The following is a 23,092-nucleotide window of genomic DNA, read 5'->3' on the forward strand; positions in this document are numbered from 1 at the left end:
GCCCTTATTTTCGGTAGAGCTTGTCCACGACTCCTTGGAAATCGTGGATCACAGCCGAGCGCTTGAGCTTGAGCGACGGCGTGAGATGGCCCGATTCAACGCTTAAATCGGCAGTGATGAACTCAAACTTCCGGATGGACTCAGCCGCCGAAACGAGCTTGTTGGCCTCGTCCACGGCGGGTTGGACGGCTGCCCGTACGCGCTGATCCTCAACTGCTTCAGCCACGGACAGGGGCTTTATCTTCTGTTGAGAGCACCACTGGGCCAGCCCTTCGGGATCAAGGCTCAGCAAGGCTGCGATGAATGGTCGGCCCTCGCCAACTACCACGGCATGGGCGATCAACGGGTGTTCCCGGAGCTTCTCCTCCAGAGGCGCCGGGGCCACGTTCTTACCACCAGCGGTGACCAACAGGTCTTTTTTGCGGCCGGTGATGGTCAGGAATCCGTCCTCGTCGAGTTCACCTAAATCCCCGGTCCGGAAGAAACCATCCACGAACGTGGCATCGGTGGCCTCGGGATTGCCGTGATAGCCCTTGAAAACGCCGATGCCTTTGACCAGGATCTCACCGTCGGGCGCCACGCGGATGGTGGTTCCTGGCAGTGGTATGCCGACGGATCCAATGCGGGTCATGCCGGGCGTGTTGACCGTGCAGGGGGCCGTGGTTTCCGTCAGGCCGTACCCTTCGAGGACCGGAACGCCGGCGCCATGGAAGAAGTGGTTATCCCGCAGGCTGAGCGGGCTCGCACCGGAAACCGTGAAACCAACGTTTCCGCCGAAGACCTGCCGGACTTTGGGATACAGGAGGCGGTTGAACGTTGAATGCTTGAGCCCCAAGAGCCACCCCGGACCTGCCCCTTCACCGCGGGCGGCGAGGTCCACCGCCGTCGAATACTCCACAGCTGTGGCAGATGCCGCGGCGAACAAAGCGGATCGGCCGCTCATGGCGGCGGCGTGGCTGGCCCCGGCGTACACCTTCTCGAAGATCCGGGGGACGGCCAGCAGGAACGTGGGTTTGAAGGAACCGAGATCCGCCATCAGCCCGGCAGCGCCGGCGCTGTGCCCCAAGGTGATTCCCGCAGTGAGGCAGACAACCTGGACGGCGCGAGCAAGGACATGCGCCAAGGGGAGGAACATCAGTGTGCGGGCGCCGGGCTGCATGAGCAGTTCAGGGAGGAACGGTATGACGTTGCGGGCTACCCGGACGAAGTTGCCGTGGGTGATTTCGCAACCCTTTGGCTGGCCTGTGGTGCCGGAGGTGTACACGATGGAGGCGACGTCGGACAGCGTGGCGGCGCTGCGTTGGCGCTCCACCTCGGTATCCGAGATGCCCATGCCGACGGCGGCCAGGCTGGTGAGGTTCGGGGCGTCGCCGTCGTGATCCATGCGGATGATGGTGACCGGATCCTCGCCCAGCGCAGTTGATTTGTCTACCAGGGAACGGACCATGCCCGCCTTCGAGTCCTCCACGAAGACGCGGCGAGCTCCGGAATCAGCGAGGATCCACTCAATTTGGCTCGCAGAGGACGTCTCGTAGATGGGGACGGTAACCCCGCCCGCCATCCAGATGGCGAAATCCACCAGTGTCCATTCGAAGCTTGAATGGGACAACACCGCTACGGGATCGCCAGGGTTCAGGCCGCCGGCGATCAACCCCTTGGCCAGATCGGTGACGTCCGCCAGGAAACGGGCAGCAGAAACATTGAGCCAGCCGTTAGGGGTCTTGTGCGCGTACAAGATGCCAAAAGGATCCTTACGGCAACGTTCCAGAAGAAGGTCCGTGACGTTGGTGCTTTCATCTGCCTCGACCAGGAGCTCCGTACTAGCTTCCCTCACGAGCGTGTCCCTAGATCCACGACGGCATCCACATCCTCATGTGCCATTGCTGGTAACTGATCACTTCCGCAGTCAGTACCGGGTAGAAGAACGCTGTTAACAGCACCGCCACCACCAGTACCAGGGTTACTGCGTAGAGCCCCGACCGGCGGCGCCAGGGCGGATCATTGCTGCGCCCCAGGACAAGGCCGAGTACGTAGGTGAGTCCCAGGACCAAGAAGGGTTCGAAGGACACTGCGTAGAAGATGAACATGGTGCGTTCGGGATACATGAACCAAGGCAGGTATCCGGCTGCAACCCCGGCCAAGATCGCTCCGGCGCGCCAGTCGCGGCGGCCGGCCCACCAGAAGAGCAGGATCACCAGGGCAATGGTTCCGCCCCACCACACTACGAGGTTTCCCAACGGCAGGATGGCCGACGAACAGGCCTGCACGTCGCAGCCGGGCGTGCCCTGCTTGGGCGCTTCATAGAAGAACGATGTAGGCCGACCCATCACAAGCCAGGTCCAGGGACTGGATTCGTAGGGGTGATCGGCGGTCAGGCCTTGATGGAAGTTGAACGCCTCAATGTGGTAATGCACCAGTGATCGCACGGAAGCGGGGAGCCAATCCCAACCTGGCGTCGGGTTCGTCGCAGCCCACTGCCGGTAGTAGGCGTCCTTGGAGAGGAACCATCCTGTCCACGTCGCAGCGTAGGTCACGGCGGCAGCGGGAATGAGGGTCACGAACGCTGGTAATCCGTCCCTGATGATGCCCGTGCTGAACCAGGTCCGGATTCCGGCGACGCGGCGAGCATTCATGTCCCACAGGACAGTCATGATTCCAAAGGCAGCCACGAAGAACAGGGCCGACCATTTGGTCCCCACCGCCAAGCCCATGGAGATTCCGGCAACGAGGCGCCACCACCGCATGCCAAGCCATGGGCCGGTCACCAATTGCGTGGCGGAAGGCCGGGAACCGCCCGAACCAGCCGCTTGTGCGGCCAGCCGGGAGGCCAGACGACGGCGGCCGTCGTCGCGGTCCAACAGCAGGGCGCCAAAAGCGGCCAGGAGCCAAAAAGTCAGGAAGATGTCCAAAAGAGAGGTGCGGGAGAGCACCAAGTGGTGCCCGTCGATCGCAAGCAGCAGCCCCGCTATGGCAGCCAACGTGTGTGAACGGAAAAGCTTCAAGGCAATGAGCGAAACCAGGAAGACCGTCAACGTGCCCGTCAACGCCGCACTGAAACGCCAGCCGAACGGGTTGTCGCCGCCGAACAGCCACATCCCGAAAGCGATCATCCATTTGCCCACGGGAGGGTGGACTACGTATTCGGGCGTGTCCAGGAGGACATTGGGATTTCCTGCGTTGAACGAGTCGTTGGCTTGCGCCGGCCAGCTCCGCTCGTAGCCGCTGACCAGGTAGGAGTAAGCATCCTTGACGTAATAGGTCTCATCAAAGACCAAGCTGTGCGGCGTATCAAGCCGGAAGAAGCGCAGGATGCCGGCCAAGACGGCCGAGATCGTGGGAATCAGCCAAAACCACAAGCGCAACGACGCCGGATAGTCCCGCCAGCTCTGGATTGTCCCGATCAGCCGTTCCCGCAGGGCCGCCTCGGTGAATGCCTCCGCGGGGCGTGCTATCCAGCGGTGGCGGTCGAGTCCGCGTTCAAGCCCCCGGCCAAGCGCCCGCCCTGACGTGCGGCCGGGGCCGCCTTGGCCGCTGTCGGATGACGCCGCAGGGGTGCTGGACGTAGCGTCGGAAACGAGCGTCTGGTTCACCCGCCCATGCTACCTTTCGATTCCCGCTGCAGGGTTGACCCCGCGCGGCATTAGGCTTGGCAGGTGGACGAACAACAGGCAACCCCGGATAACGCCGATTTCAGTGACGACGCTCATGCCGAGGTGGGCGAGGACTTCAGCGACGAACTGGTTGGTCTGGTTTCCGCGGCTGCGGGCCCGGCCGGAGCCCCGGGTGTGGGCAGGATCGTCCTGGCAGCCACCCCCATTGGCAACGTCGGCGATGCGTCGTCGCGGTTGGTCGAGTTGCTTGCCACTTCCGACATCGTGGCAGCCGAGGACACGCGCAGGCTGCATCGCTTGGTCACCGCGCTGGGCGTGGAAGTAACCGGCCGCGTGATCAGCTATCACGAACACAATGAAGTGGCCAAGACGGGCGAGTTGCTGGATCACGTACGCGCCGGAAAGACCATCCTCATGGTCAGCGATGCCGGCATGCCCGCGGTCTCCGATCCCGGTTTCCGCCTGGTCGAAGGAGCAGTTGCTGCCGGGCTGACCGTCACGGCCGTTCCCGGGCCGTCTGCTGTGCTCACTGCGTTGGCCCTGTCCGGCCTACCGACCGACCGCTTTTGCTTTGAAGGCTTCCTGCCGCGCAAGTCGGGGGAGCGAAACTCCCGCCTAGCCGATCTGGCTGACGAGCGACGGACCATGGTGTTTTTCGAAGCGCCGCACCGCCTTGAAGTGATGCTGCGTGCCCTGCACGAGCGCTTCGGCGCGGAACGCCGCGTCGCCGTCTGCCGTGAACTGACCAAGACGTACGAAGAAGTCCTCCGCGGAACGTTGCGCGAGCTCCTGGAGTGGGCTGAAAACAATGAAGTCCGCGGCGAAATTGCCGTGGTGGTCGCTGGTGCGCCCGAACAGGAACCTGGCAAGCCCGAGGACCATGTGGCGGCCGTGAACGAGCTTATTTCCCAAGGTATGCGCCTCAAAGAGGCCGTAGCGGCTGTGGCCGAGGACGCCCGGATCAGCAAACGGGAACTCTACTCGGCGGTCCTGGCAGCACGCTGATCAGAGCTGTGCACCTGCACAAATCGGCGATGCCCAGGCAGTGCGCGACGGCGTAGACACTGCTTCTTGCCGGGCAGTACGGTGGCAGTAATTCAAGCCACTTCTGGCAAGGAACCCAAGCGGTGCACTTCTCCAAAGGCACCCAAGACGAAGGAGTCGCCATGACTGTCACGGTTGAACGCGAAAGCGAACTGCTGGCTTCTGTCCCTACTGGCCTGCTGATCAACGGTCAGTGGCGCCCGGCGGGATCCGGTAAGACCTTTGATGTAGAGGACCCGGCCACGGGCAAGGTCCTGCTGAGCATCTCCGATGCCGGTGCCGAAGACGGCGCGGCCGCCCTCGACGCCGCCGCTGCCGCCCAGGCAGACTGGGCCCGCACCCCCCCGCGCGAACGCGGCGAGATCCTGCGCCGCGCATTTGAACTGGTCACCGAGCGGGCCGAGGACTTTGCCCTGCTGATGACCCTGGAAATGGGCAAGCCGTTGGCCGAAGCCCGTGGCGAGGTCACCTACGGCGCTGAGTTCCTCCGCTGGTTCTCCGAGGAAGCTGTTCGCGTCTCCGGCCGCTACTCTGCAGCCCCTGACGGCAAGAACCGCCTCCTGGTGCAGAAGAAGCCCGTTGGCCCCTGCCTGCTGATCACGCCGTGGAACTTCCCCTTGGCCATGGCCACCCGCAAGGTAGCCCCCGCCGTCGCCGCCGGTTGCACCATGGTGCTCAAGCCCGCCAACCTGACCCCCCTGACCAGCCTGCTGTTCGCACAGGTCATGCAAGAGGCCGGTCTTCCGGCAGGTGTCCTGAACGTCATCCAGACCTCCACCGCGGGCGCCGTGACCGGCCCGCTGATCAAGGACGACCGCCTACGCAAGATCTCCTTCACCGGCTCCACGCCCGTTGGCCAGGCCTTGATCCGTGAAGCTGCGGACAAGGTCCTGCGCACGTCCATGGAACTCGGTGGCAACGCCCCGTTCGTCGTCTTCGAAGACGCCGACCTGGACAAGGCCGTTGAAGGTGCCATCGCTGCGAAGATGCGCAACATGGGCGAGGCCTGTACGGCTGCCAACCGCTTCATTGTGCACGAGTCCATCGCCGACTCCTTCGCTGAGAAGTTCGCCGCCAAGATCGGTGCACTCACCACGGCCCGTGGCACCGAGCCCGAGTCCAAGGTGGGTCCGTTGATCGACGGCAAAGCCCGCGATGGCGTCCACGCCTTGGTCACCGAGGCTGTGGCAGCCGGCGCCGAGGCAGTTACCGGTGGCTCCGCCGTCGACGGTCCCGGTTACTTCTACCAGCCCACGGTCCTGAAGAACGTCCCGGCCGATTCCCGCATCCTCCAGGAAGAAATCTTCGGTCCGGTAGCCCCGATCGTCACGTTCTCCACCGAGGATGACGCCGTTCGCCTGGCCAACAACACCGAATACGGCCTGGTGGCATACGTCTTCACCAAGGATCTCAACCGCGGCCTGCGCATCAGCGAACGCCTGGAGACCGGCATGCTCGGCCTCAACGCCGGCGTCATCTCCAACGCGGCGGCACCGTTCGGCGGCGTCAAGCAGTCCGGCCTGGGCCGCGAAGGCGGTTCCGAAGGCATCGAAGAGTACCTCTACACCCAGTACGTAGGTATCGCGGACCCCTACGCCGACTAGGCTGCAGGATCCAGTCCACCGCTCTCGCAACAAGAACGGTTGACGCAAAGTAAAGGGCCCGGCCCGGAACCACAAGTTCCGGCGCCGGGCCCTTTGCTGTAGCGGGCCTTTGCTGTGGCGGGTCAGACTCACCGGCGCCCTATCGCCTCTCGGGTAACAGCCTGCCCAGCTTTCGCCAGCTCCGGGTGAGGGCCCACCCCGCGGAGTTACCCGCCGTGCGCAGCGACCGGAGCGGCGCCCCCAAACCGCGGGACCACCGATGCATCAACGACGGCGGGACCCACTCCGCGCGGAAGCGCACGGACCAGCGGGCGTTGCTGCGAAGCGATTCGCGAACGACGGCGATGCGCGGCGCAGCCGGTGTTGCCGCTGGTGGTACGCCACCTCGACCCGCAGGCTGGCCGTACCGATCGCGTTCGAAGTCGGAGGTAAGGGATGCGACCGCCACGTGGGCGGCGTCGTCGATGCCTCCTGCCTGACCCAAGGCGGCGCTGGCACGTAGCCGGGCGGAAAAGTGGCGCGGCGTTTCACTGGGCGCGGAGGGCATGCCGTAATCGGTGGCCAAGTCCTGCAACTCCGCCCACGCAAGCCCGGGAGCCGGGTCCCGGTATCCGGGAGGCGGGGTGCCGGCACGCGCTGGTGGGCGAACAGCGAGCCGTCGGCGGCGCTGCGCTGTCCGGGCCAGCCGGGGGGAGCAGAGGAAGGCAACCAGCAGCAGGAAGCCGGCAGCCCCAACACTGATCACGGGAAGTGTGCTGACCTCGGCGGGACCGGCAACGGCAGCGGAAGCTCCCGCCGTCGGGGTGGCGGTGGGCGCTGGCGCCTCGGGGGTCGCAGCGCTGTTCTTTTCATCGGTGTTTGAGGTGATACTGCCGGGTACCGTGGGATCGGTCGCGTAATCGGGAACAACACCGCGGGAAGGTGTGGGCTCGAACGGAACCCATCCGAGGCCTTCGAAGTACAGTTCGGGCCAAGCATGTGCGTCGCGGGCGTCCACCTCATATTCAGGGAATGACCCTTGGCCAACCAGCGCGACGGACTGTCCGGTGGGATGCCCGGGGGCGTAGCCCACAGCAACGCGGCTGGGGATACCCTCAACACGCGCCATGACCGCCATGGCGGAGGAGAAGTGCACGCAGTAGCCGCTCTTGACCGTAAGGAAGTCGGCCAGGACGGACAGTCCGTTGCCGTCATAGCCGTTCTGGACGGGAGCCTGGAGCGAATACGTGAACTCGCTGGAGCGCAGGTACTTTTGGATGGCCAGCGCCTTGTCGTAGTTGTTGCCAGCGGACGCCGTCACTGTGTTGGCGGTCTTCCGCACGATGTCCGGGAGGTTTGCCGGGATCCGGAGAAAGTCGTTGGAGATGCCGCGGGGAGCGGCGTTGGCCAGCGCCAGGGCTTGGGCGGTTATTTTGGGCGACGCCGAGAAAACCACGTACCGCTGCCCGCGGGTACTGCTGTCCGTGCTCATGATGCTCAAAGTGGCCGGGTCCCACGTCCAACTCCCGCTGAGCCCGTTGACCGACGCGGGGGCGAACGGCGCCGGAAGGTACGGGCTGGTGAACTGGCCGGCGTCGATGGAAGTGACGGCGGGGACGGTGGGGCCCTGCAGGGTGTAGCCGGCGTCGATCTTGTCCGTACCGGGACGGCGCTGACCGGCCCGATCGTCGGGCGACCACGTTTCGCCGTCGAAGCTGTCTATGGTCACCGACCTCAGGTACTCGGCGCTTCCGGAGCTCGTGGCATAGGTGATCCGTCCAGCACCCGTAGGGCTGCGCAGGCTGTTGCCCAAGGTGATCATCGGGTTCAATCCGTTCGCCGTCCCCCAAGGACTCAATCGCGAGCCTTGGGGGAAAGTACCGGAGTCGAAGCCCGGAATCGCCAGGGGGACCACCAAAGCCAGGCCAAGAGCCAGCCCGCCGGCCACCATGGAACGTTTGAACTGCGAAGAACCGCGTGTGGAGCCGGACTGCAGGCGGGGGTCATGGGCAAACCACTGGCTGGTGCCGAGGATGAGCAGGTAACCGATCCCGGCCCCGAGGAACCCGGCCACGCCCACACTCTGCGGTTTTACGGTGGCTGGAACCACCATGACAGCAAGTAGCCCCAGACCGCTGACGGCGGGCATGGACAGCGGAACGGCCAGCGCATCCATCAGGATGACCAACAGGCCCAGGCAGGCACACATAACGAAAACGATTCCCGCGTTGGGAGGAACTGGCGCGGTCTCGGAGACTACGGTTTCTGCTGCCCGCTGCATCAGCTTGCCGACGGCGGCCAAGGTAGCCGGGGTGGGGATGAACCCGAGCAGGCTTTCTTGCCTGCAAAAGATGAAACTCAAGATGGCCGCCAGCATGCCCAGCGAGCCGGCGGTGGCCAGCAACGGACGCGCCCTGAGTGAACGGAGGGCAGCCAGGCTCAGCGCCGCCACGGTCACCGTAGTGATCAGTGGCAGCAGCCAAGCCCAGCCCCGGAAAACCCCATTGAGGGACAACGACGAACCCAGGACGGCCACGGCGATGGAACCCGCCATGAGCCACGGGTAGGGGCCCGCGCCGGCCGTGCGGGGCTCGCGTGTGAGGGATCCGGACGTGGGGGAGCCCGCTGTGGGGTCTGCTGTTGGGGAGTCTGGCGAGGCGCCATCCCCGCCCGGGTTCGGACGTATCCGATGTTCCTGTCCCGCGCTCATCGTGGCACCGCTGCTCCGCGTCGAACGTCCATGGCTGCTCCGGCCGCCGCCACGATGCCGCCTTCCTCGAAGGCCGACCATGCCTGGGCCAATGGTGTCCGGGCTGTCACGGCAGCGGCACGCCACCCGGCCCTCGAGAGAATCTCCACAGCCTCGTCCCGGGGGTGCACCCCGTCGGTCATCACCAAGGCAAAGGCGTTGGCACCATAGCCTGCCGCCGGTGCGAGGGCCCGGGCTTCGGCTACGGTCAGGTTTCCAAGGAGGGCCAAGAGCGGGCCCCGTAGCCGGTGCATGGCAAGTTTGTCCATCAACCCGTCATCGAAAGGGGCGTCGGAGAAATCAGCGCCTACCGTTCCGGCGGCTCCGTCATGGTGCTCGGGGCGGGCGTGCCTGGGGCCGGTCAGTTCGATCGCGGCAAGCCCCTCCGCGATGGCATGCAGGCCGCCGAGCCCGGAGAATTCCTCTGCTTCGGGGTCCGGTGCCGATCGTGAATGCAGGAATGCAGGGTTTCCGAACGCGTCGAGGAGGCGCAGTGAGTAGTTCCGCTCTGCCAAGTGGGCCGCGATGGACATGGCCGCTGTGACCATCCACTCAAATCCCGGCCCGGTGATGAGGTCCGAGTCTTCGTCATGGCCGCTGAAGCCGGTGCCGAGCCCGGCAGCGAAGGCGGTGAACCGATGATCGAGGATAACCGTGGCCTCCGGAGTGGTCACCGATTCCTCTTGCCGCACCATGAGTTGCCCGTGCCGCGCGGTCGCCGCCCAGTGCACGCGCCGCAGCGGGTCCCCGTGCCGGTACTCCCGGGTCATGATGTCGTCATCACTCGGGTTGGCCCGGACCCGGGTGGCGGTGACGCCGTCGTTGCCTCTGGCCCCGGCCAGGCCCGTCACCGGAAGTTCGACGGCGGCCGGCGTCACCGTGAGGATGTCGCCGTCGCCGATGGAGTGTCGGCGCAAGGACAAGCCGAAAGGGTCGCTGAATTCCGCGGTCACCGGACCGATCCGGAACTGACCGCGCTTGCCGGACCGCAACTGGTATTCGTAGCGGCTGGTCCCGCCTGAAGCGGATCTCGCGGGAAAACGAAAGGCGGGAGGGCTGCCAAACCGCGGAGGTAGTTGCTCCTCCATGGTCACGTGCCCCGAGTCGAACCCGGAGCGGGCAACGGCTAAGCGAACGGTGGTGGCAGCGGAGGTTTCCACAGTGGATGGGTTGAACTCCCTGTACACCTGAAAGGAGGGCTTGAGCATCCGTACCCCTGCCAAGGAGAGTAAAGGCAAGAGGAACAGCAGCACCGCCAAGGTCAGCAGGTCCCGCCTGCCCATCACGGCTGCGCAACCGAGGGACACCGCACCGCTGCCCAGCAGGCCCCACCCACGGTTGGTGAACAAATGCGTGGGGAGCCACCCTGCTACCGACATCTTCCGTGCCTCCTAACCGGCGCGGCGTTCCCTGGCCCACGCCCCGGCGGGTTCTTTCGCAACGGGAACGGACGTCAGGATGCTGTGGAGAATGCTCTGCGGGGTGTCACCGGAACTTGCGGCTTTGCGCTCGAGGATGATCCGGTGGGCCAATACGGACTCGGCCACGTCCAGCACGTCGTCGGGCAGTACGAAGTCACGGCCGTCAAGGGCAGCGGTGGCTTTGGCAGCCCGCAGGAGCTGTAGCAAGGATCGCGGGCTGGCCCCCAGGCGCAGGTTCGCGCTGTCCCGGGTGGCACGGCCGATTGCCACCGTGTATTCCTTGATGGCAGTGGACACGTAGACCTGCTGGACCATGGCGATCATGGCAGCGACGTCGTTGGCGGTAACCACCGGAGTGACTTTGACCAAAGGGGAGGACGATTGATGTGTTTCCAGCATCTGGATCTCTGCGTCCTTGTCCGGGTAGCCCATGGAGATCCGCGCCATGAAGCGATCACGCTGGGCCTCGGGCAACGGGTAGGTACCTTCCATTTCGATGGGGTTTTGGGTTGCCACCACCATGAAAGGCAGCCCCAACTGATATGACTTCCCGTCCACCGTCACCTGGTGCTCCTCCATGCACTCAAGGAGGGCGGACTGGGTCTTGGCTGAGGCCCTGTTGATCTCGTCACCGATGACGATGTTGGCGAACACGGCACCGGGACGGAACTCGAACTGCCGGGAGGACTGGTTGTAAATGGACACCCCCGTGACATCGGAGGGCAACAGGTCCGGGGTGAACTGAATGCGGGAAACGGTGCAATCGACCGTCCTCGCCAAGGTTTTGGCCAACAGGGTTTTCCCAACCCCCGGCACATCTTCGAGCAGCAGGTGGCCCTGGGCGAGGAGCACCGTCAGGGCGAGCTTGGCGGCGTCGGCCTTTCCGTCGATGACCCGGTTGATGGAACCCAGGATGAGCTCACTGGCCTCGTGGAAGCGCTCGGCGTCCATCGGGTGCTGACCGTGGCCGTTGAGTGCCGCGTCCCGTGGCTGGGCAGGTTGGACTGCGGCCTCACGCTGTGACTGCTCAAGCCGCTGTGAATGCTCGATGGCGACTGGTCGCTTGGACTCCATGGATTGCCCTTCAGCCGTGGCCGCCTTTGGCAATCCTCCTGGAGCGCTGCCAATGCGGGCTTTCCGTCCAGCCTACCTAGACAATGGCTTTGGCAGACAGAGTGCCCGCGGAATTTCTGCGCAGCCGGATTAAGGTGGGAGCATGTGCAATTCCCTCGCTCCTGCTCCCTACCGTGCTCGTGACGACGAGCACGAGGCCCTCCCTGCGGAAACAGGTACGTCCCGCAAGGATTACCCACCAGCTCCAGAACCCCTGCCGGTACCAGTGATGGACAACCACACCCACCTGGATTTCCGGCACGGCGTGATCGAGGTATCGGTCCGCGATGCCCTGGACGCTGCGGAGAGCGTGGGGGTGCAGGGTGCCGTGCAGGTTGGCTGCGACCTCGAATCGTCCCGATTCACTGTCAAAGCGGTCGACGCCGATCCCCGCCTCCTCGGGGCCGTCGCCATCCACCCGAACGACGCACCGGAATACGCCGAGAGGGGCGAATTGGAAACAGCGCTCGCCGAGATCGAGCAACTGGCTGGCCACCCGAGGATCCGCGCCATCGGCGAGACTGGTTTGGACTTCTTCCGAACGCAGGGCGAAGGGTTGGCCCATCAGCGGTATTCATTCCGCAGGCACATCGACATTGCCAAGAGACTGGACCTGACGTTGCAGATCCATGACCGGGACGCCCATGATGACGTGGTGCAGGTCCTCCGTGAGGAAGGTGCACCCGACCGCGTGGTCTTCCACTGTTTTTCCGGCGATGAAGAGCTGGCCAGGACGTGCAACGAGCACGGCTGGTACATGTCCTTCGCCGGCACCATGACATTCAAGAATGCAGGGAACCTCCGCGGGGCGTTGGCAGTGGCAGAACCGGGGAGGATCCTGGTGGAGACGGACTCGCCATTCCTGACGCCGCACCCGCATCGTGGCCGTCCGAACGCCAGTTACATGGTTCCCTACACTGTCCGCGCCATGGCTGACGTGACAGGAAGTGACCTCGCGGAACTCTGTTCGCGGCTGGCGAAAAATACCGTGGATGCTTATGGATCTTGGGCCTAATCCGCGCTTTTTAGCCGGTGTACCGGACGTTCCCCCAGGTTCCATGGGGGATACCCGGTATGCAGAAGGCTTGGATGGTTTATAACGGATCGGTTACTGTGTTAAACAAGTAGCCGGGGTCGGGGAAGGCCTTCGGACAGCTGGCCTGCTGATGCAGGCCCTCAGTTCAACGATGTGAAACGGCGCAAACGGCCGGCAGTAAAAGGCGGGACCAGGCTTATATGCCTGGCCCCAACGTTTTGCGGCCACGCTCGTTTTTGTGCTCTTCCCCGTGCCTGGATGGTCTAAGAGTAATGGGCAATCGTGATCAAGTTCTTCACAACGGATGGCAAGTTCAGCTTTCTCAAAGTCGGTGTCCAAGTGTTGGTTGTCGCAGCACTGGTGGTCGGAGTTGTCGCCTTCGTCGGCAACAACAAGACCGTAACCCTCAACGTTGACGGCAAGGTGAGCTCCATCCAGACCTTCGGTGGCACTGTTGACGAAGTCGTCAAGGCTGCAAAGGTCGAGCTGAAGAACACGGACCGCGTCTCACCGGCACTGAATGCCAAGGTGGATAACGGCTCTGTGGTGAACGTGAACCTCGCTAAGGCGGTGTCCATTGACTTGGACGGCGCCCGCAAGACGGTCACCACCACGTCCCCGGACGTTGCCGGACTGGTCTCCGAGCTCGGCGTAGCCAGCACGTCCAAGGTCTCCCAGCCCAAGGATGCCTCGCTGGCAGTCAACGGTTCGTTCGTCTCCATCTCCACGCCCAAGACCATCAGCATCGTCGCTGACGGCAAGGACACCAACACCACCACGACGGCGGCCGACGTCGCCACGGTCTTGAAGGACGCCGGTGTTAAGGTGGGCGCTGATGACCGGGTCTCCCAGCCGGGCAACGCCCCGATCATCCAGGACATGGTGATCAAGGTCTCCCGCGTGGACACCAGCAAGACCGCCCAAGCTACCGAAGATGTCCCCTTCGACAGTGTGAAATCGGACAGTGCCGACCTGTTCAAGGGCGAGCAAAAGGTTACCCAGGCCGGTGTGGCCGGCTCTTTGGTCAAGACGTTCAAACTGGTCCTTGTTGATGGCCAGGAGGCATCCCGTGAACTCGTGTCCAGCAATGTGACCACCCAGCCTGTTACCGAGAAGATCAGCGTCGGCACCAAGGACCGCCCGGCCCCCGCGCCGGCGCCTGCCGCGGCTGCCTCAGCCCCTGTTTCGAGTGGACCCACCGGCGCCCCGAACGAAGCCATGTGGGACAGGATCGCCCAGTGTGAGTCCGGTGGAAACTGGGCCATCAACAGCGGCAACGGATACTACGGTGGCCTCCAGTTCTCTGGTTCGACGTGGCTGGCCAACGGTGGTGGCGCATACGCTCCCACCGCAAACCTTGCCAGCAAGGCACAGCAAATCGAGATCGCCAACCGTCTCTACGCCCGCAACGGCCTCAGCGACTGGGGCTGCGCGCACGCAGCCTGACCCGTTCGCCGGACATCCGGCACAGGGGATGTCCGGCGCAGACGATACGATACCTAGGTGACTGAACCGAATTCCCAGCCCGCCGCCGTCGCGCCTTTGCTTGGCGCCTCCGACATCCGGCGACTTGCCGAGGAAATCGGGGTCCGTCCCACCAAGACCTTGGGCCAGAACTTCGTGATCGACGGAAACACGATCCGACGGATTGTGTCCACTGCCGGCATCGGGCCTGACGAAACGGTGCTGGAGGTAGGCCCCGGGCTGGGCTCGCTCACCCTTGGATTACTTGATGCCGCGAGTGCGGTGGTTGCCGTGGAGGTCGATCCCGTGCTCGCCGCCAAGCTCCCGGAGACGGTCAGTGCGTGGCGCCCGCGGACGGAAGGCAATTTCCATCTGGTGGTGTCCGATGCCATGAAGGTTACCGAGCTGCCCGTACAGCCCACGGCGCTGGTGGCGAACTTGCCCTATAACGTTGCCGTCCCGGTGGTGCTCCACCTGTTGCAGCATTTTCCGAGCCTCCAGCACGGTCTGGTGATGGTCCAGGACGAGGTGGCCGATCGCTTAGCCGCCAGCCCCGGGTCCAAGGTCTACGGCGTTCCTTCGGTCAAGGCCGCTTGGTATGGCCGCATGCGCAAAGCCGGCGTTATTGGCATGAACGTCTTTTGGCCCGCGCCCAAGATCCATTCCGGCTTGGTGTCCTTCACCCGGCATGACCCGCCAGCCACCCACGCCACCCGCGAACAAGTGTTCGCCGTCATCGACGCAGCCTTTGCGCAACGGCGTAAAACCATGCGTGCAGCGTTGGCAGGCTGGGCCGGAAGCGCAGCAGAAGCTGAGCGTTTCCTGGTCACGGCCGGCGTCGACCCCACTGCCCGCGGCGAGGTGCTCGATATCTCGGCCTATGTCAGGATCGCCGAAGCCCGCCACCCCGTGGAAGCATGAACCCGGGTACCCGAAAACCAGCCGGCCTGCCATACGCGGGTGACCGCTTCCATGCCCGTACCGTGCGCGTCAAGGCGCCGGGAAAGGTAAACGTCTCGCTCAGCGTGGGCCCACTGCGTCCTGATGGTTACCACTCGGTGGCCAGCGTGTACCTCGCGGTCTCCCTGTACGAGGAAGTGGCGGCCACCAGCACGGAGGCCAGCGGGATCACAGTGAGCATCAGCCCGGACAGCACGCTGGACCTCGACGGCGTCGACATTCCGCTGGACGAGCGGAACCTCGCCTACAAGGCCGCAGCAATCATGGCGGAGGTGTCCGAGAAGCCCACCGGGGTGCACCTGGAAATCACCAAGCGGGTGCCTGTGGCTGGCGGGATGGGCGGCGGATCTGCGGACGCCGCAGCCACGTTGCTTGCCTGCGATGCCTTGTGGAACAGCGGACTTTCCCGGGAAGAACTGGCCCACCTGGCTTCAGAGTTGGGCGCGGACGTGCCTTTCGCGCTCCTCGGCGGCACCGCCGTCGGGCTTGGTGTGGGCGATAAGTTGTCACCGGCGCTGGCCAAGGCGCAGATGGATTGGGTCTTGGTTTTTGCCGATTACGGGCTCTCCACGCCGGATGTTTTTCGCACCCTTGACGGGCTCAGGGACTCCGAAGGCCTGGACATACCCGAGCCCGTGGAGGTGGACCCCACCATCCTGCAGGCCCTCCGGCACGGGGACCCCGAGCAGTTGAGCCGGGTCCTCATTAATGATTTGCAGCGGGCATCCATTGCCTTGGCACCGCAACTTCGCGATGCCATAGGCCTCGGTGAAGCCCGCGGTGCCTTGGCGGGGATGGTGTCCGGGTCCGGGCCCACCATCGCATTGCTCGCGAGGGACTCCGTTTCCGCGAGTGTCCTGGCCGAGGAACTGACGCACCGCGGGCACACCGCCGTCGCAGTCCACGGCCCTGTACCCGGGGCACGGATCATCTCCGATACCCTCCTTTAGTACCTCCGCGTTCCAGCTGTAGAAAGTAGTACCCATTGGCCCACCTGCTCGGCGGCGAGAACCTCACCGTTTCGTTCGCGACCCGCACTGTCCTCGACGGCGTCACCCTCGGTTTGGAGGATGGCGACCGCATCGGCATGGTGGGGCGCAATGGTGACGGAAAGTCCACGCTCATGCGTCTGCTCGCGGCTCGGGCAACGCCGGATTCGGGCCGGGTGACCAAACGCGGCGACGTCACCGTTGGCTACCTCGACCAAAGCGACGTGCTGGACGGTGACCTGACAGTCGGCGCCGCGATCGTCGGTGACCAGGCCGATCACGAATGGGCAGCGAACCCGAAGATCCGCGAAATCATGGGTGGGCTGGTGGGCGACGTCGATTGGCACGCCAACGTCCACGCGCTCTCCGGCGGCCAGAAGCGGCGCGTTGCGCTGGCCAAGCTCCTCATCGGAGACCACGACGTCATCATGCTGGACGAACCCACCAACCACCTCGACGTCGAAGGCGTCGCTTGGCTGGCCAGGCACCTCAAGACGCGCTGGCGCGCCAATCAGGGCGCGTTCCTGGTGGTCACGCACGATCGCTGGTTCCTGGATGAAGTGTGCAACTACACCTGGGAAGTCCACGACGCCATGGTGGACATGTTCGACGGCGGATACGCCGCCTACGTTTTGGCGCGCGCGGAGCGCGACCGCATGGCCGCCGTCGTGGAGGGCAAGCGCCAGCAGTTGGTCAAGAAGGAACTGGCATGGTTGAGGCGCGGCGCCCCGGCCCGGACGGCCAAGCCGAAGTTCCGGATCGAAGCAGCCAACGATCTCATAGCCGACGTGCCGGACCCGCGCGACTCCGTGGCCCTCAGCAAGATGGCCACCGCGCGCCAGGGCAAGGACGTCCTCGACCTCGAGAACGTGACGCTGGACTTCCTCGACGGCGAGGAGGGGCAGAAACTGTTCGACAACATCACCCTCCGGCTTGCCCCGGGCGAACGGCTTGGTTTGGTGGGCGTGAACGGCGCAGGCAAATCCACCTTGCTGAAGCTGCTCAACGGTGAAATCCAACCCACCACGGGCAAGGTCAAGCGCGGAAAAACCGTGGTTACTGCCGTCCTCACCCAAGAGGTGAAAGAGCTCGACGACGTCTCGGACCTGCGCGTCATCGAGGTCATCGAGCGGGAGAAACGCTCCTTCAGCGTGGGCGGCAAGGAATTCACGGCCGGACAGCTGGTGGAGCAGCTCGGTTTCACCAAGGAAAAGCAATGGACTCCCGTATCGGATCTCTCCGGTGGTGAACGACGCCGGCTGCAGCTCCTGCGGTTGTTGGTGGGGGAGCCCAATGTGCTCATGCTCGACGAACCCACTAACGACCTCGACACCGACACGCTCGCCGCCGTCGAAGATGTCCTGGACGGCTGGCCGGGGACGCTGGTGGTTGTCAGCCACGACCGATACCTGCTCGAACGCGTCACGGACCATCAGATGGCGCTGCTTGGCGATGCAAAACTCCGTGGTTTGCCTGGCGGTGTGGATCAGTACCTCGAACTCCGCGAGGCCGCCTTGGCTTCCGGTGGCATGGGCGGGGGATCGGGCGCCCCCACGGCCACGAGCGGTTCTTCTGCATCGGCGTCGTCCGCCGCGCCGTCCGGGGCCAGCGAATCCGAAAAGCGTGAAGCGCGCAAGGACCTCAACCGGATCGACCGGCAGCTCGGCAAAATAGCGCAGCAAGAAGAAAAGCTTCACACCCAAATGGCGGCGAAATCCGAAGCGGGAGATTTCGATGCGCTCGGCGAACTGAACGCCAAACTGCAGGAGTTGCTGGACGAGAAGGAAGGCCTCGAGCTCGAGTGGCTGGAGGCCGCGGAGGTGCTCGGAGAGTAACCCGGCGTGCCCGTAGCTAGGCCCCGGAGCTGGCTAGGCCCCGGAGCGCAGCTCGGGTTCCTTTTGCAACCCGGTCAGCCCATTCCACGCCATGTTCACCAAGTGCGCGGCCACTGCGCGTTTATCCGGCGTGCGGCTATCGAGCCACCATTGGCCCGTCATGGCCACCATGCCAACGAGCATCTGAGCGTACATGGCACCGTCGGCGGAACTGAATCCCCTGAGGGCGAACTCATCGGACAACAGATGCTCCACCCGGACGGTGACATGCGAAAGGAGCGTCGAGAACGCGCCTTCGGGCTGTGATGGCGGCGCATCCCGGATGAGGATCCGGAATCCGTCAGTGCGCTGTTCGATGTAGCCAAGCAGTGCCAGTGCCGCGCGCTCCACAAGAACCCGGGGGTTGGCATCGGTGCTGAGCGCTTCGGTGATGGAGTCGAGCAAGATTCGGAATTCATGCTCTACCACCTCCCGGTAGAGGCCTTCCTTGGACCCGAAGTGTTCGTAGATCACAGGTTTGGAGACTCCGGCCTTGGCGGCGATCTCCTCGATGGTTGTCGCGTCGAGTCCCCGCACGGCGAAGAGGGAGCGGCCAATGCCGATCAGTTGCGCCTTTCGCTGGTGCCCTGTCATCCGAATGCGGGCCGCCGGCTCCCCCGGGGAGGCTTCGGTAGCGGGTTCCAAGCCAACAGAACCGGTCGGGGCCTGGGGCAGGTTGGTGGGCTTGCTCACGTGTCCATCATGCCGCAAAGGCCTGTTGAACACGGGCAACGGCTGTGGGAAGGGCATGTCCGGCAGGGAGTAAAAACCGGTCAAGTCGCGAAGCACGCAATGGTCATGGCAAACTAGATTCTTGTGTGTGCATCCCGGTCATCCGGGAAGCCGTCCGGGCTGCCGCCCTGGCTGCGGAAACACGCACAGTCCGCTCTGGTGTAATGGCAGCACCCCGGCCTTTGGAGCCGTGGAGTATAGGTTCGAATCCTATGGGCGGAACGGTCGGAAAACGCGCTCCTCTCTGTACCTGGAACGGCTCGAACGGTGCCTGGGTCCATTGTTGGATGTGGCATTCCGAAGCCGGGTCACCCGGGACATACCGAGCAAGGAGAGCCAGTACGTGAGCCCCGAAACCACCGGTCCCGCAGCGGTGATCGTCTTGGCCGCAGGTGCAGGAACCCGCATGAAGTCGCGGACTCCCAAAATTCTCCACGAAATCGGCGGCCGCTCCATGGTCGGGCACGCGCTCTTGGCGGCCCGATCCATCGAACCGCGGAAGCTTGCCCTGGTGGTCCGCCATGAGCGGGACCGCGTGGCCGAGCATGTCGCAGCTTTGGACGCGGATGCCCTGATTGTTGACCAAGACGAGGTTCCCGGCACCGGACGCGCGGTGGAAGTTGCCCTCAGCGCCCTCGACGCCCAAGCCGATGTCACCGGCACCGTGGTAGTGACCTATGGCGATGTCCCCCTTCTCACTGGCGAACTTCTCGGCGAGCTCGTGGCCGCGCACGAGGACGAAGGCAACGCTGTTACCGTCCTCACCGCTGTCCTGGATGACGCCACGGGTTATGGCCGCATCCTCCGCGCCGAGGACGGAACAGTGACAGGCATCCGGGAGCACAAGGATGCAAGCGACGCTGAGCGCAGCATCCGTGAGATCAACTCCGGAATTTACGCTTTCGACGCCGCAGTGCTCCGGACTGCGTTGGCCAAAGTGACCACCGATAATGCCCAGGGCGAGATGTACTTGACTGACGTCTTGGGCTTGGCGCGCGACGCCGGCGGCCGGGTTGCCGCCGTCGTGACCGAAGACCGCTGGCAGGTTGAGGGCGCCAACGATCGCATTCAGCTCTCGGCCCTTGGTGCAGAGCACAATCGCCGCATCGTCGAGTCCTGGATGCGGGCGGGCGTCACCGTGGTGGACCCTTCCACCACGTGGATCGATTCCACTGTCACACTGGACGAGGACGTCCGGCTGTTGCCCAACACGCAACTTCACGGCACCACCACGGTGGCGCGCGACGCCGTCGTCGGCCCCGATACCACGCTGACCGATGTCAAGGTGGGCGAGGGCGCCAAGGTGACCCGCACGCACGGCTCCGGTTCGACGATTGGTGCCAAGGCAAGCGTTGGACCCTTCACCTACCTCCGCCCCGGAACGGTGCTGGGGGAGACGGGCAAGATCGGTGCGTTCTATGAGACCAAGAACGTGACGATCGGCCGTGGCTCCAAGCTTTCCCACCTTGGCTACGCCGGCGACGCCGAGATCGGCGAGGACACCAACATCGGCTGCGGGAACATCACGGCAAATTACGACGGCGAGAAGAAGCACCGTACGGTCATCGGCTCGGGGGTCCGTACCGGATCCAACACGGTATTCGTTGCCCCCGTGACAGTTGGCGATGGTGCCTACAGCGGGGCCGGAGCCATCATCCGGAAGGACGTCCCCGCCGGCGCCCTGGCCTTGAGCGTCGCCTCGCAGCGCAACGCAGAGGGTTGGGTCATCGCCAACCGACCGGGCACGGCGTCGGCCGACTTGGCACAGAATGCGCAGGCAACCGCCTCCGCCTCCACTTCCCCAGAATCTCCGGCAACAACAGAAGAGGGCACACAGGCATGAGCGAAATTACCGCACACGGCGAGAAGAAACTGATTCTCGCCGCCGGACGGGCGCATCCGGAACTGGCGCAGGAAATCGCGAAGGAGCTGGAGACGGAACTCCTTCCTATCGACGCTTATGACTTCGCCAATGGGGAAATTTACGTCCGTTCGGCCGAGAGCGTCCGAGGCACCGATGCCTTCGTCATCCAGGCCCACCCGGCTCCACTGAACAACTGGCTCATGGAGCAGTTGATCATGATCGACTCCCTGAAGCGCGCCTCTGCCAAGAGGATCACGGTTGTTTCGCCGTTCTACCCGTACTCCCGCCAGGACAAGAAGGGCCGTGGCCGCGAGCCCATCTCGGCCCGCCTTGTGGCTGACCTCTACAAGACGGCCGGCGCGGACCGCATCATGTCCGTTGACCTGCACACCTCGCAGATCCAGGGCTTCTTTGACGGCCCGGTGGACCACCTGATGGCGATTCCGTTGCTTGCCGATTACATCCGCACCAAGGTCGAAGCGGACAACATCACCGTTGTTTCCCCTGACACCGGCCGCGTCCGCGTCGCAGAGCAGTGGGCCGAGCGCTTGGGCGGTGCCCCGCTGGCGTTCGTCCACAAGAGCCGTGACCTCACGGTCCCCAACCAGGCCGTCTCCAAGACCGTTGTTGGCCAGGTTGAAGGCCGGACATGCGTGCTGATCGATGACATGATCGACACCGGTGGAACCATCTCCGGCGCCGTCCAGGTGTTGAAGAACGCCGGTGCCAAGGACGTCATCATCGCCTGCACGCACGCCGTGTTCTCCGATCCCGCAGCCCAGCGCCTGGCTGATTCCGGTGCCCGCGAAGTCGTCGTCACCAACACGTTGCCCATCCCGGCCGAGAAGCGTTTCCCGTCCCTGACGGTGTTGTCCATCGCGCCGCTGATTGCCCGCGCCATCCGCGAAGTGTTCGACGACGGTTCGGTCACCAGCCTGTTCGACGGCAAAGCGTAGCCTTGGCGTACTGAAACAACCGCTGAAGCAGGACGGGTCAGTCGCCGCCTTCGGGTGTGCGGCTGGCCCGTTTCGTTTGTCCGTTTTCAGTAATCAGGCGGTCCACTGATAAACTCTCGGGGATACCTTGGCGAGGGAGAGCACATCCGGTTCGCGTTAGTGGACCTGGGTTGCGGGTCTCCGTTATCGACTGGGTCTGCACCTCCTTCAACACAGGCGGAACGGCTGCACTGCAGCTGGTCTCGGCCGGGCGTAGAAGGTCTCCAGACCTCCGCCCTTGCTGATAGACCAGTCCGGAACATTCCGGACGCCACAGTAATCAAGGAGTACTCATGTCTGAGCAGAAGCTCACCGCAGAACTGCGCACCGAATTCGGCAAGGGTTTTGCCCGCCGTGCACGCATGGCCGGCCAGATCCCGGCTGTCATCTACGGCCACGGTGCAGAGCCCATCCACATCAACCTGCCGGGCCGCGCCACCACGCTGGCAGTCCGCGTCTCCAACGCCCTCTTGGCGATCGACGTCGACGGCCAGCAGCACCTCACGCTCGTCAAGGACATCCAGCGCGATCCCGTAAAGCAGATCATCGAGCACGTTGACCTGCAGACCGTCCAGGCCGGCGAAAAGGTTACGGTTGACATCGCCATCCACGTGAGCGGCGAAGTTGCTCCCGGTGCTGTTGCCAGCCTCGAAGCAACCACGGTTTCCCTCGAGTCCGAGGCAACCCACGTTCCCACCGCCGTCGAGGTCAGCATTGAGGGCCTCAAGGCCGGCCAGAACATCCACGCCGCAGACCTCGACCTTCCCAAGGGTTCCACGTTGCTCACCGAAGGCGACACCCTCGTGGTCCGCATCGCTGAAGCTGCAGGTTCGGAAGAAGAAGAGTCCGGCGAAGCAGCTGCAGAGTAGTCGTTTGACTGCTTGAGTCGCATGCCGTTGAGTGGCCGGGTACCTTTGGGTCCCGGCCACTTGCTTTGCCCCGCCCGGCGATGCCCGCCTGACGATGACCAGACCATTTCCTAGGATGAAACCATGACAGAGACGTGGCTGATTGTCGGCCTTGGCAATCCCGGCACAGAGTACAGCAACAACAGGCACAACGTGGGCCAGATGGTGTTGGACGAGTTGGCCTCCCGCATGGGCGGGAAATTCAAGGTTCACAAGTCCCGCGCCCAGGTAGTGGAGGGGCGGCTGGGCATTGGCGGCCCGCGCGTGGTGTTGGCCAAGCCCATGACGTACATGAACACTTCAGGCGGACCAGTGTCCGGCTTGGCCCAGTTCTTCGACATTGCTCCCGATCATGTCATTGCTGTTCATGACGAAATCGACATAGCTTTTAACACAGTGAAGTTAAAACTCGGTGGGGGCGAGGGCGGCCACAACGGGCTGCGCGACATCTCCAAAGCACTCGCAACCAAGGATTACCTCCGGGTCCGGGTTGGGGTGGGGCGCCCGCCAGGCCGGATGGAGACTGCCGATTATGTGCTGCGCGATTTTGCCACGACGGAAAAGAAGGAGTTGCCCTTCCTCGTGGATGAGGCTGCCGATGCGGTGGAGCTTCTCATCGCCGAAGGCCTTCTGGCTGCACAACAGAAGCACCACCCCGCCAAAACGTGAGCGACGCGGGCTGTAGCGACGCCGAACCTTGAGCCAATCTTGAGGGAAGCCTGATCAAAGCCTGACAGTTCGGAGCAGTT

General features: G+C 64.0%; 17 protein-coding genes and 1 tRNA gene. 12 read left to right on the top strand and 6 right to left on the bottom strand.

Annotated features, from left to right (window positions below; all coding sequences use genetic code 11):
• Window positions 1-4: 4 nt before the first annotated feature.
• Entirely contained in the window at window positions 5-1,834 is a 1,830-nt protein-coding gene (locus QRN42_RS01565) for an AMP-dependent synthetase/ligase (protein WP_284977685.1), read from the bottom strand.
• 10 nt (window positions 1,835-1,844) lie between these two features.
• Complete coding sequence (locus QRN42_RS01570) at window positions 1,845-3,590, bottom strand: dolichyl-phosphate-mannose--protein mannosyltransferase (RefSeq protein WP_284977686.1); 1,746 nt, start codon at window positions 3,588-3,590, stop codon at window positions 1,845-1,847.
• A gap of 195 nt (window positions 3,591-3,785) precedes the next feature.
• Between QRN42_RS01570 and rsmI the strand changes: the two genes are divergently transcribed.
• Both rsmI and QRN42_RS01580 read left to right on the top strand, forming a co-directional pair.
• Window positions 3,786-4,616 carry a 16S rRNA (cytidine(1402)-2'-O)-methyltransferase gene (gene rsmI, locus QRN42_RS01575; protein ID WP_350224858.1) on the top strand — a complete coding sequence of 277 codons (831 nt, stop codon included), beginning with the start codon at window positions 3,786-3,788 and terminating at the stop codon, window positions 4,614-4,616.
• 161 nt (window positions 4,617-4,777) lie between these two features.
• The gene (locus QRN42_RS01580; protein ID WP_284977687.1) at window positions 4,778-6,259 is read left to right on the top strand and encodes an NAD-dependent succinate-semialdehyde dehydrogenase; all 1,482 of its coding nucleotides are present in this window, start codon (window positions 4,778-4,780) and stop codon (window positions 6,257-6,259) included.
• A 139-nt stretch (window positions 6,260-6,398) separates the two neighbouring features.
• Here QRN42_RS01580 and QRN42_RS01585 read toward each other — a convergent pair whose 3' ends face one another.
• From QRN42_RS01585 to QRN42_RS01595, 3 genes are read right to left on the bottom strand one after another with little or no spacing between them, the layout of a single operon-like run.
• Window positions 6,399-8,948, bottom strand: coding sequence for a transglutaminase TgpA family protein (locus QRN42_RS01585; RefSeq protein ID WP_284977688.1), 2,550 nt, complete (start codon window positions 8,946-8,948; stop codon window positions 6,399-6,401).
• A complete protein-coding gene (locus QRN42_RS01590; protein WP_284977689.1) occupies window positions 8,945-10,366 on the bottom strand; it encodes a DUF58 domain-containing protein in 1,422 nt (473 codons plus the stop codon). Before QRN42_RS01590 ends, QRN42_RS01585 begins: the two co-directional genes overlap by 4 nt.
• A gap of 12 nt (window positions 10,367-10,378) precedes the next feature.
• Entirely contained in the window at window positions 10,379-11,482 is a 1,104-nt protein-coding gene (locus tag QRN42_RS01595) for an AAA family ATPase (protein ID WP_284977690.1), read from the bottom strand.
• 142 nt (window positions 11,483-11,624) lie between these two features.
• Here QRN42_RS01595 and QRN42_RS01600 point away from each other — a divergent pair, with 142 nt between their 5' ends.
• From QRN42_RS01600 to QRN42_RS01620, 5 genes are all read left to right on the top strand, one after another.
• Window positions 11,625-12,536: a TatD family hydrolase gene (locus QRN42_RS01600; protein ID WP_284977691.1), complete on the top strand. Its 912-nt coding sequence runs from the start codon at window positions 11,625-11,627 to the stop codon at window positions 12,534-12,536.
• Window positions 12,537-12,839: 303 nt separating this feature from the next.
• Window positions 12,840-14,003: a resuscitation-promoting factor gene (locus QRN42_RS01605; protein WP_284977692.1), complete on the top strand. Its 1,164-nt coding sequence runs from the start codon at window positions 12,840-12,842 to the stop codon at window positions 14,001-14,003.
• 57 nt (window positions 14,004-14,060) lie between these two features.
• Window positions 14,061-14,942, top strand: a complete 882-nt coding sequence (gene rsmA, locus QRN42_RS01610; RefSeq protein WP_284977693.1) for a 16S rRNA (adenine(1518)-N(6)/adenine(1519)-N(6))-dimethyltransferase RsmA — start codon at window positions 14,061-14,063, stop codon at window positions 14,940-14,942.
• On the top strand, window positions 14,939-15,931 hold the full coding sequence (locus QRN42_RS01615) for a 4-(cytidine 5'-diphospho)-2-C-methyl-D-erythritol kinase (protein WP_284977694.1): 993 nt from the start codon (window positions 14,939-14,941) through the stop codon (window positions 15,929-15,931). Before rsmA ends, QRN42_RS01615 begins: the two co-directional genes overlap by 4 nt.
• Window positions 15,932-15,966: 35 nt before the next feature.
• Window positions 15,967-17,805: an ABC-F family ATP-binding cassette domain-containing protein gene (locus tag QRN42_RS01620; RefSeq protein ID WP_284977695.1), complete on the top strand. Its 1,839-nt coding sequence runs from the start codon at window positions 15,967-15,969 to the stop codon at window positions 17,803-17,805.
• Between the two features lie 33 nt (window positions 17,806-17,838).
• Here QRN42_RS01620 and QRN42_RS01625 read toward each other — a convergent pair whose 3' ends face one another.
• The gene (locus QRN42_RS01625; protein WP_284977855.1) at window positions 17,839-18,438 is read right to left on the bottom strand and encodes a TetR/AcrR family transcriptional regulator; all 600 of its coding nucleotides are present in this window, start codon (window positions 18,436-18,438) and stop codon (window positions 17,839-17,841) included.
• Window positions 18,439-18,726: 288 nt separating this feature from the next.
• Between QRN42_RS01625 and QRN42_RS01630 the strand changes: the two genes are divergently transcribed.
• The 5 genes from QRN42_RS01630 to pth all read left to right on the top strand — a co-directional run bounded on the left by QRN42_RS01630 (window position 18,727) and on the right by pth (window position 23,012).
• Window positions 18,727-18,798, top strand: a tRNA-Gln gene (locus QRN42_RS01630).
• A 121-nt stretch (window positions 18,799-18,919) separates the two neighbouring features.
• Window positions 18,920-20,419: a bifunctional UDP-N-acetylglucosamine diphosphorylase/glucosamine-1-phosphate N-acetyltransferase GlmU gene (gene glmU, locus QRN42_RS01635; protein WP_284977696.1), complete on the top strand. Its 1,500-nt coding sequence runs from the start codon at window positions 18,920-18,922 to the stop codon at window positions 20,417-20,419.
• Window positions 20,416-21,396 (top strand): ribose-phosphate diphosphokinase, encoded by a 981-nt coding sequence (locus tag QRN42_RS01640; RefSeq protein WP_011774071.1) that lies wholly within the window; start codon window positions 20,416-20,418, stop codon window positions 21,394-21,396. Before glmU ends, QRN42_RS01640 begins: the two co-directional genes overlap by 4 nt.
• A 332-nt stretch (window positions 21,397-21,728) precedes the next feature.
• A complete protein-coding gene (locus QRN42_RS01645) occupies window positions 21,729-22,304 on the top strand; it encodes a 50S ribosomal protein L25/general stress protein Ctc (RefSeq protein ID WP_284977697.1) in 576 nt (191 codons plus the stop codon).
• Window positions 22,305-22,427: 123 nt separating this feature from the next.
• Complete coding sequence (pth, locus tag QRN42_RS01650) at window positions 22,428-23,012, top strand: aminoacyl-tRNA hydrolase (protein WP_284977698.1); 585 nt, start codon at window positions 22,428-22,430, stop codon at window positions 23,010-23,012.
• Window positions 23,013-23,092: the final 80 nt, after the last annotated feature.

This window comes from Arthrobacter sp. fls2-241-R2A-200 (genome assembly GCF_030209745.1).
In the GTDB taxonomy this organism is placed as follows: domain Bacteria; phylum Actinomycetota; class Actinomycetes; order Actinomycetales; family Micrococcaceae; genus Arthrobacter.

What these genes read in the sequence shown, in the direction of transcription:
- QRN42_RS01580 (WP_284977687.1), top strand. Translation starts at nt 4,778, where the DNA reads ATGACTGTCACGGTTGAACGCGAAAGCGAACTGCTGGCTTCTGTCCCT.
- QRN42_RS01585 (WP_284977688.1), bottom strand. Translation starts at nt 8,948, where the DNA reads ATGAGCGCGGGACAGGAACATCGGATACGTCCGAACCCGGGCGGGGAT.
- QRN42_RS01590 (WP_284977689.1), bottom strand. Translation starts at nt 10,366, where the DNA reads ATGTCGGTAGCAGGGTGGCTCCCCACGCATTTGTTCACCAACCGTGGG.
- QRN42_RS01595 (WP_284977690.1), bottom strand. Translation starts at nt 11,482, where the DNA reads ATGGAGTCCAAGCGACCAGTCGCCATCGAGCATTCACAGCGGCTTGAG.
- QRN42_RS01600 (WP_284977691.1), top strand. Translation starts at nt 11,625, where the DNA reads ATGTGCAATTCCCTCGCTCCTGCTCCCTACCGTGCTCGTGACGACGAG.
- QRN42_RS01615 (WP_284977694.1), top strand. Translation starts at nt 14,939, where the DNA reads ATGAACCCGGGTACCCGAAAACCAGCCGGCCTGCCATACGCGGGTGAC.
- QRN42_RS01625 (WP_284977855.1), bottom strand. Translation starts at nt 18,438, where the DNA reads ATGACAGGGCACCAGCGAAAGGCGCAACTGATCGGCATTGGCCGCTCC.
- QRN42_RS01640 (WP_011774071.1), top strand. Translation starts at nt 20,416, where the DNA reads ATGAGCGAAATTACCGCACACGGCGAGAAGAAACTGATTCTCGCCGCC.
- QRN42_RS01645 (WP_284977697.1), top strand. Translation starts at nt 21,729, where the DNA reads ATGTCTGAGCAGAAGCTCACCGCAGAACTGCGCACCGAATTCGGCAAG.
- pth (WP_284977698.1), top strand. Translation starts at nt 22,428, where the DNA reads ATGACAGAGACGTGGCTGATTGTCGGCCTTGGCAATCCCGGCACAGAG.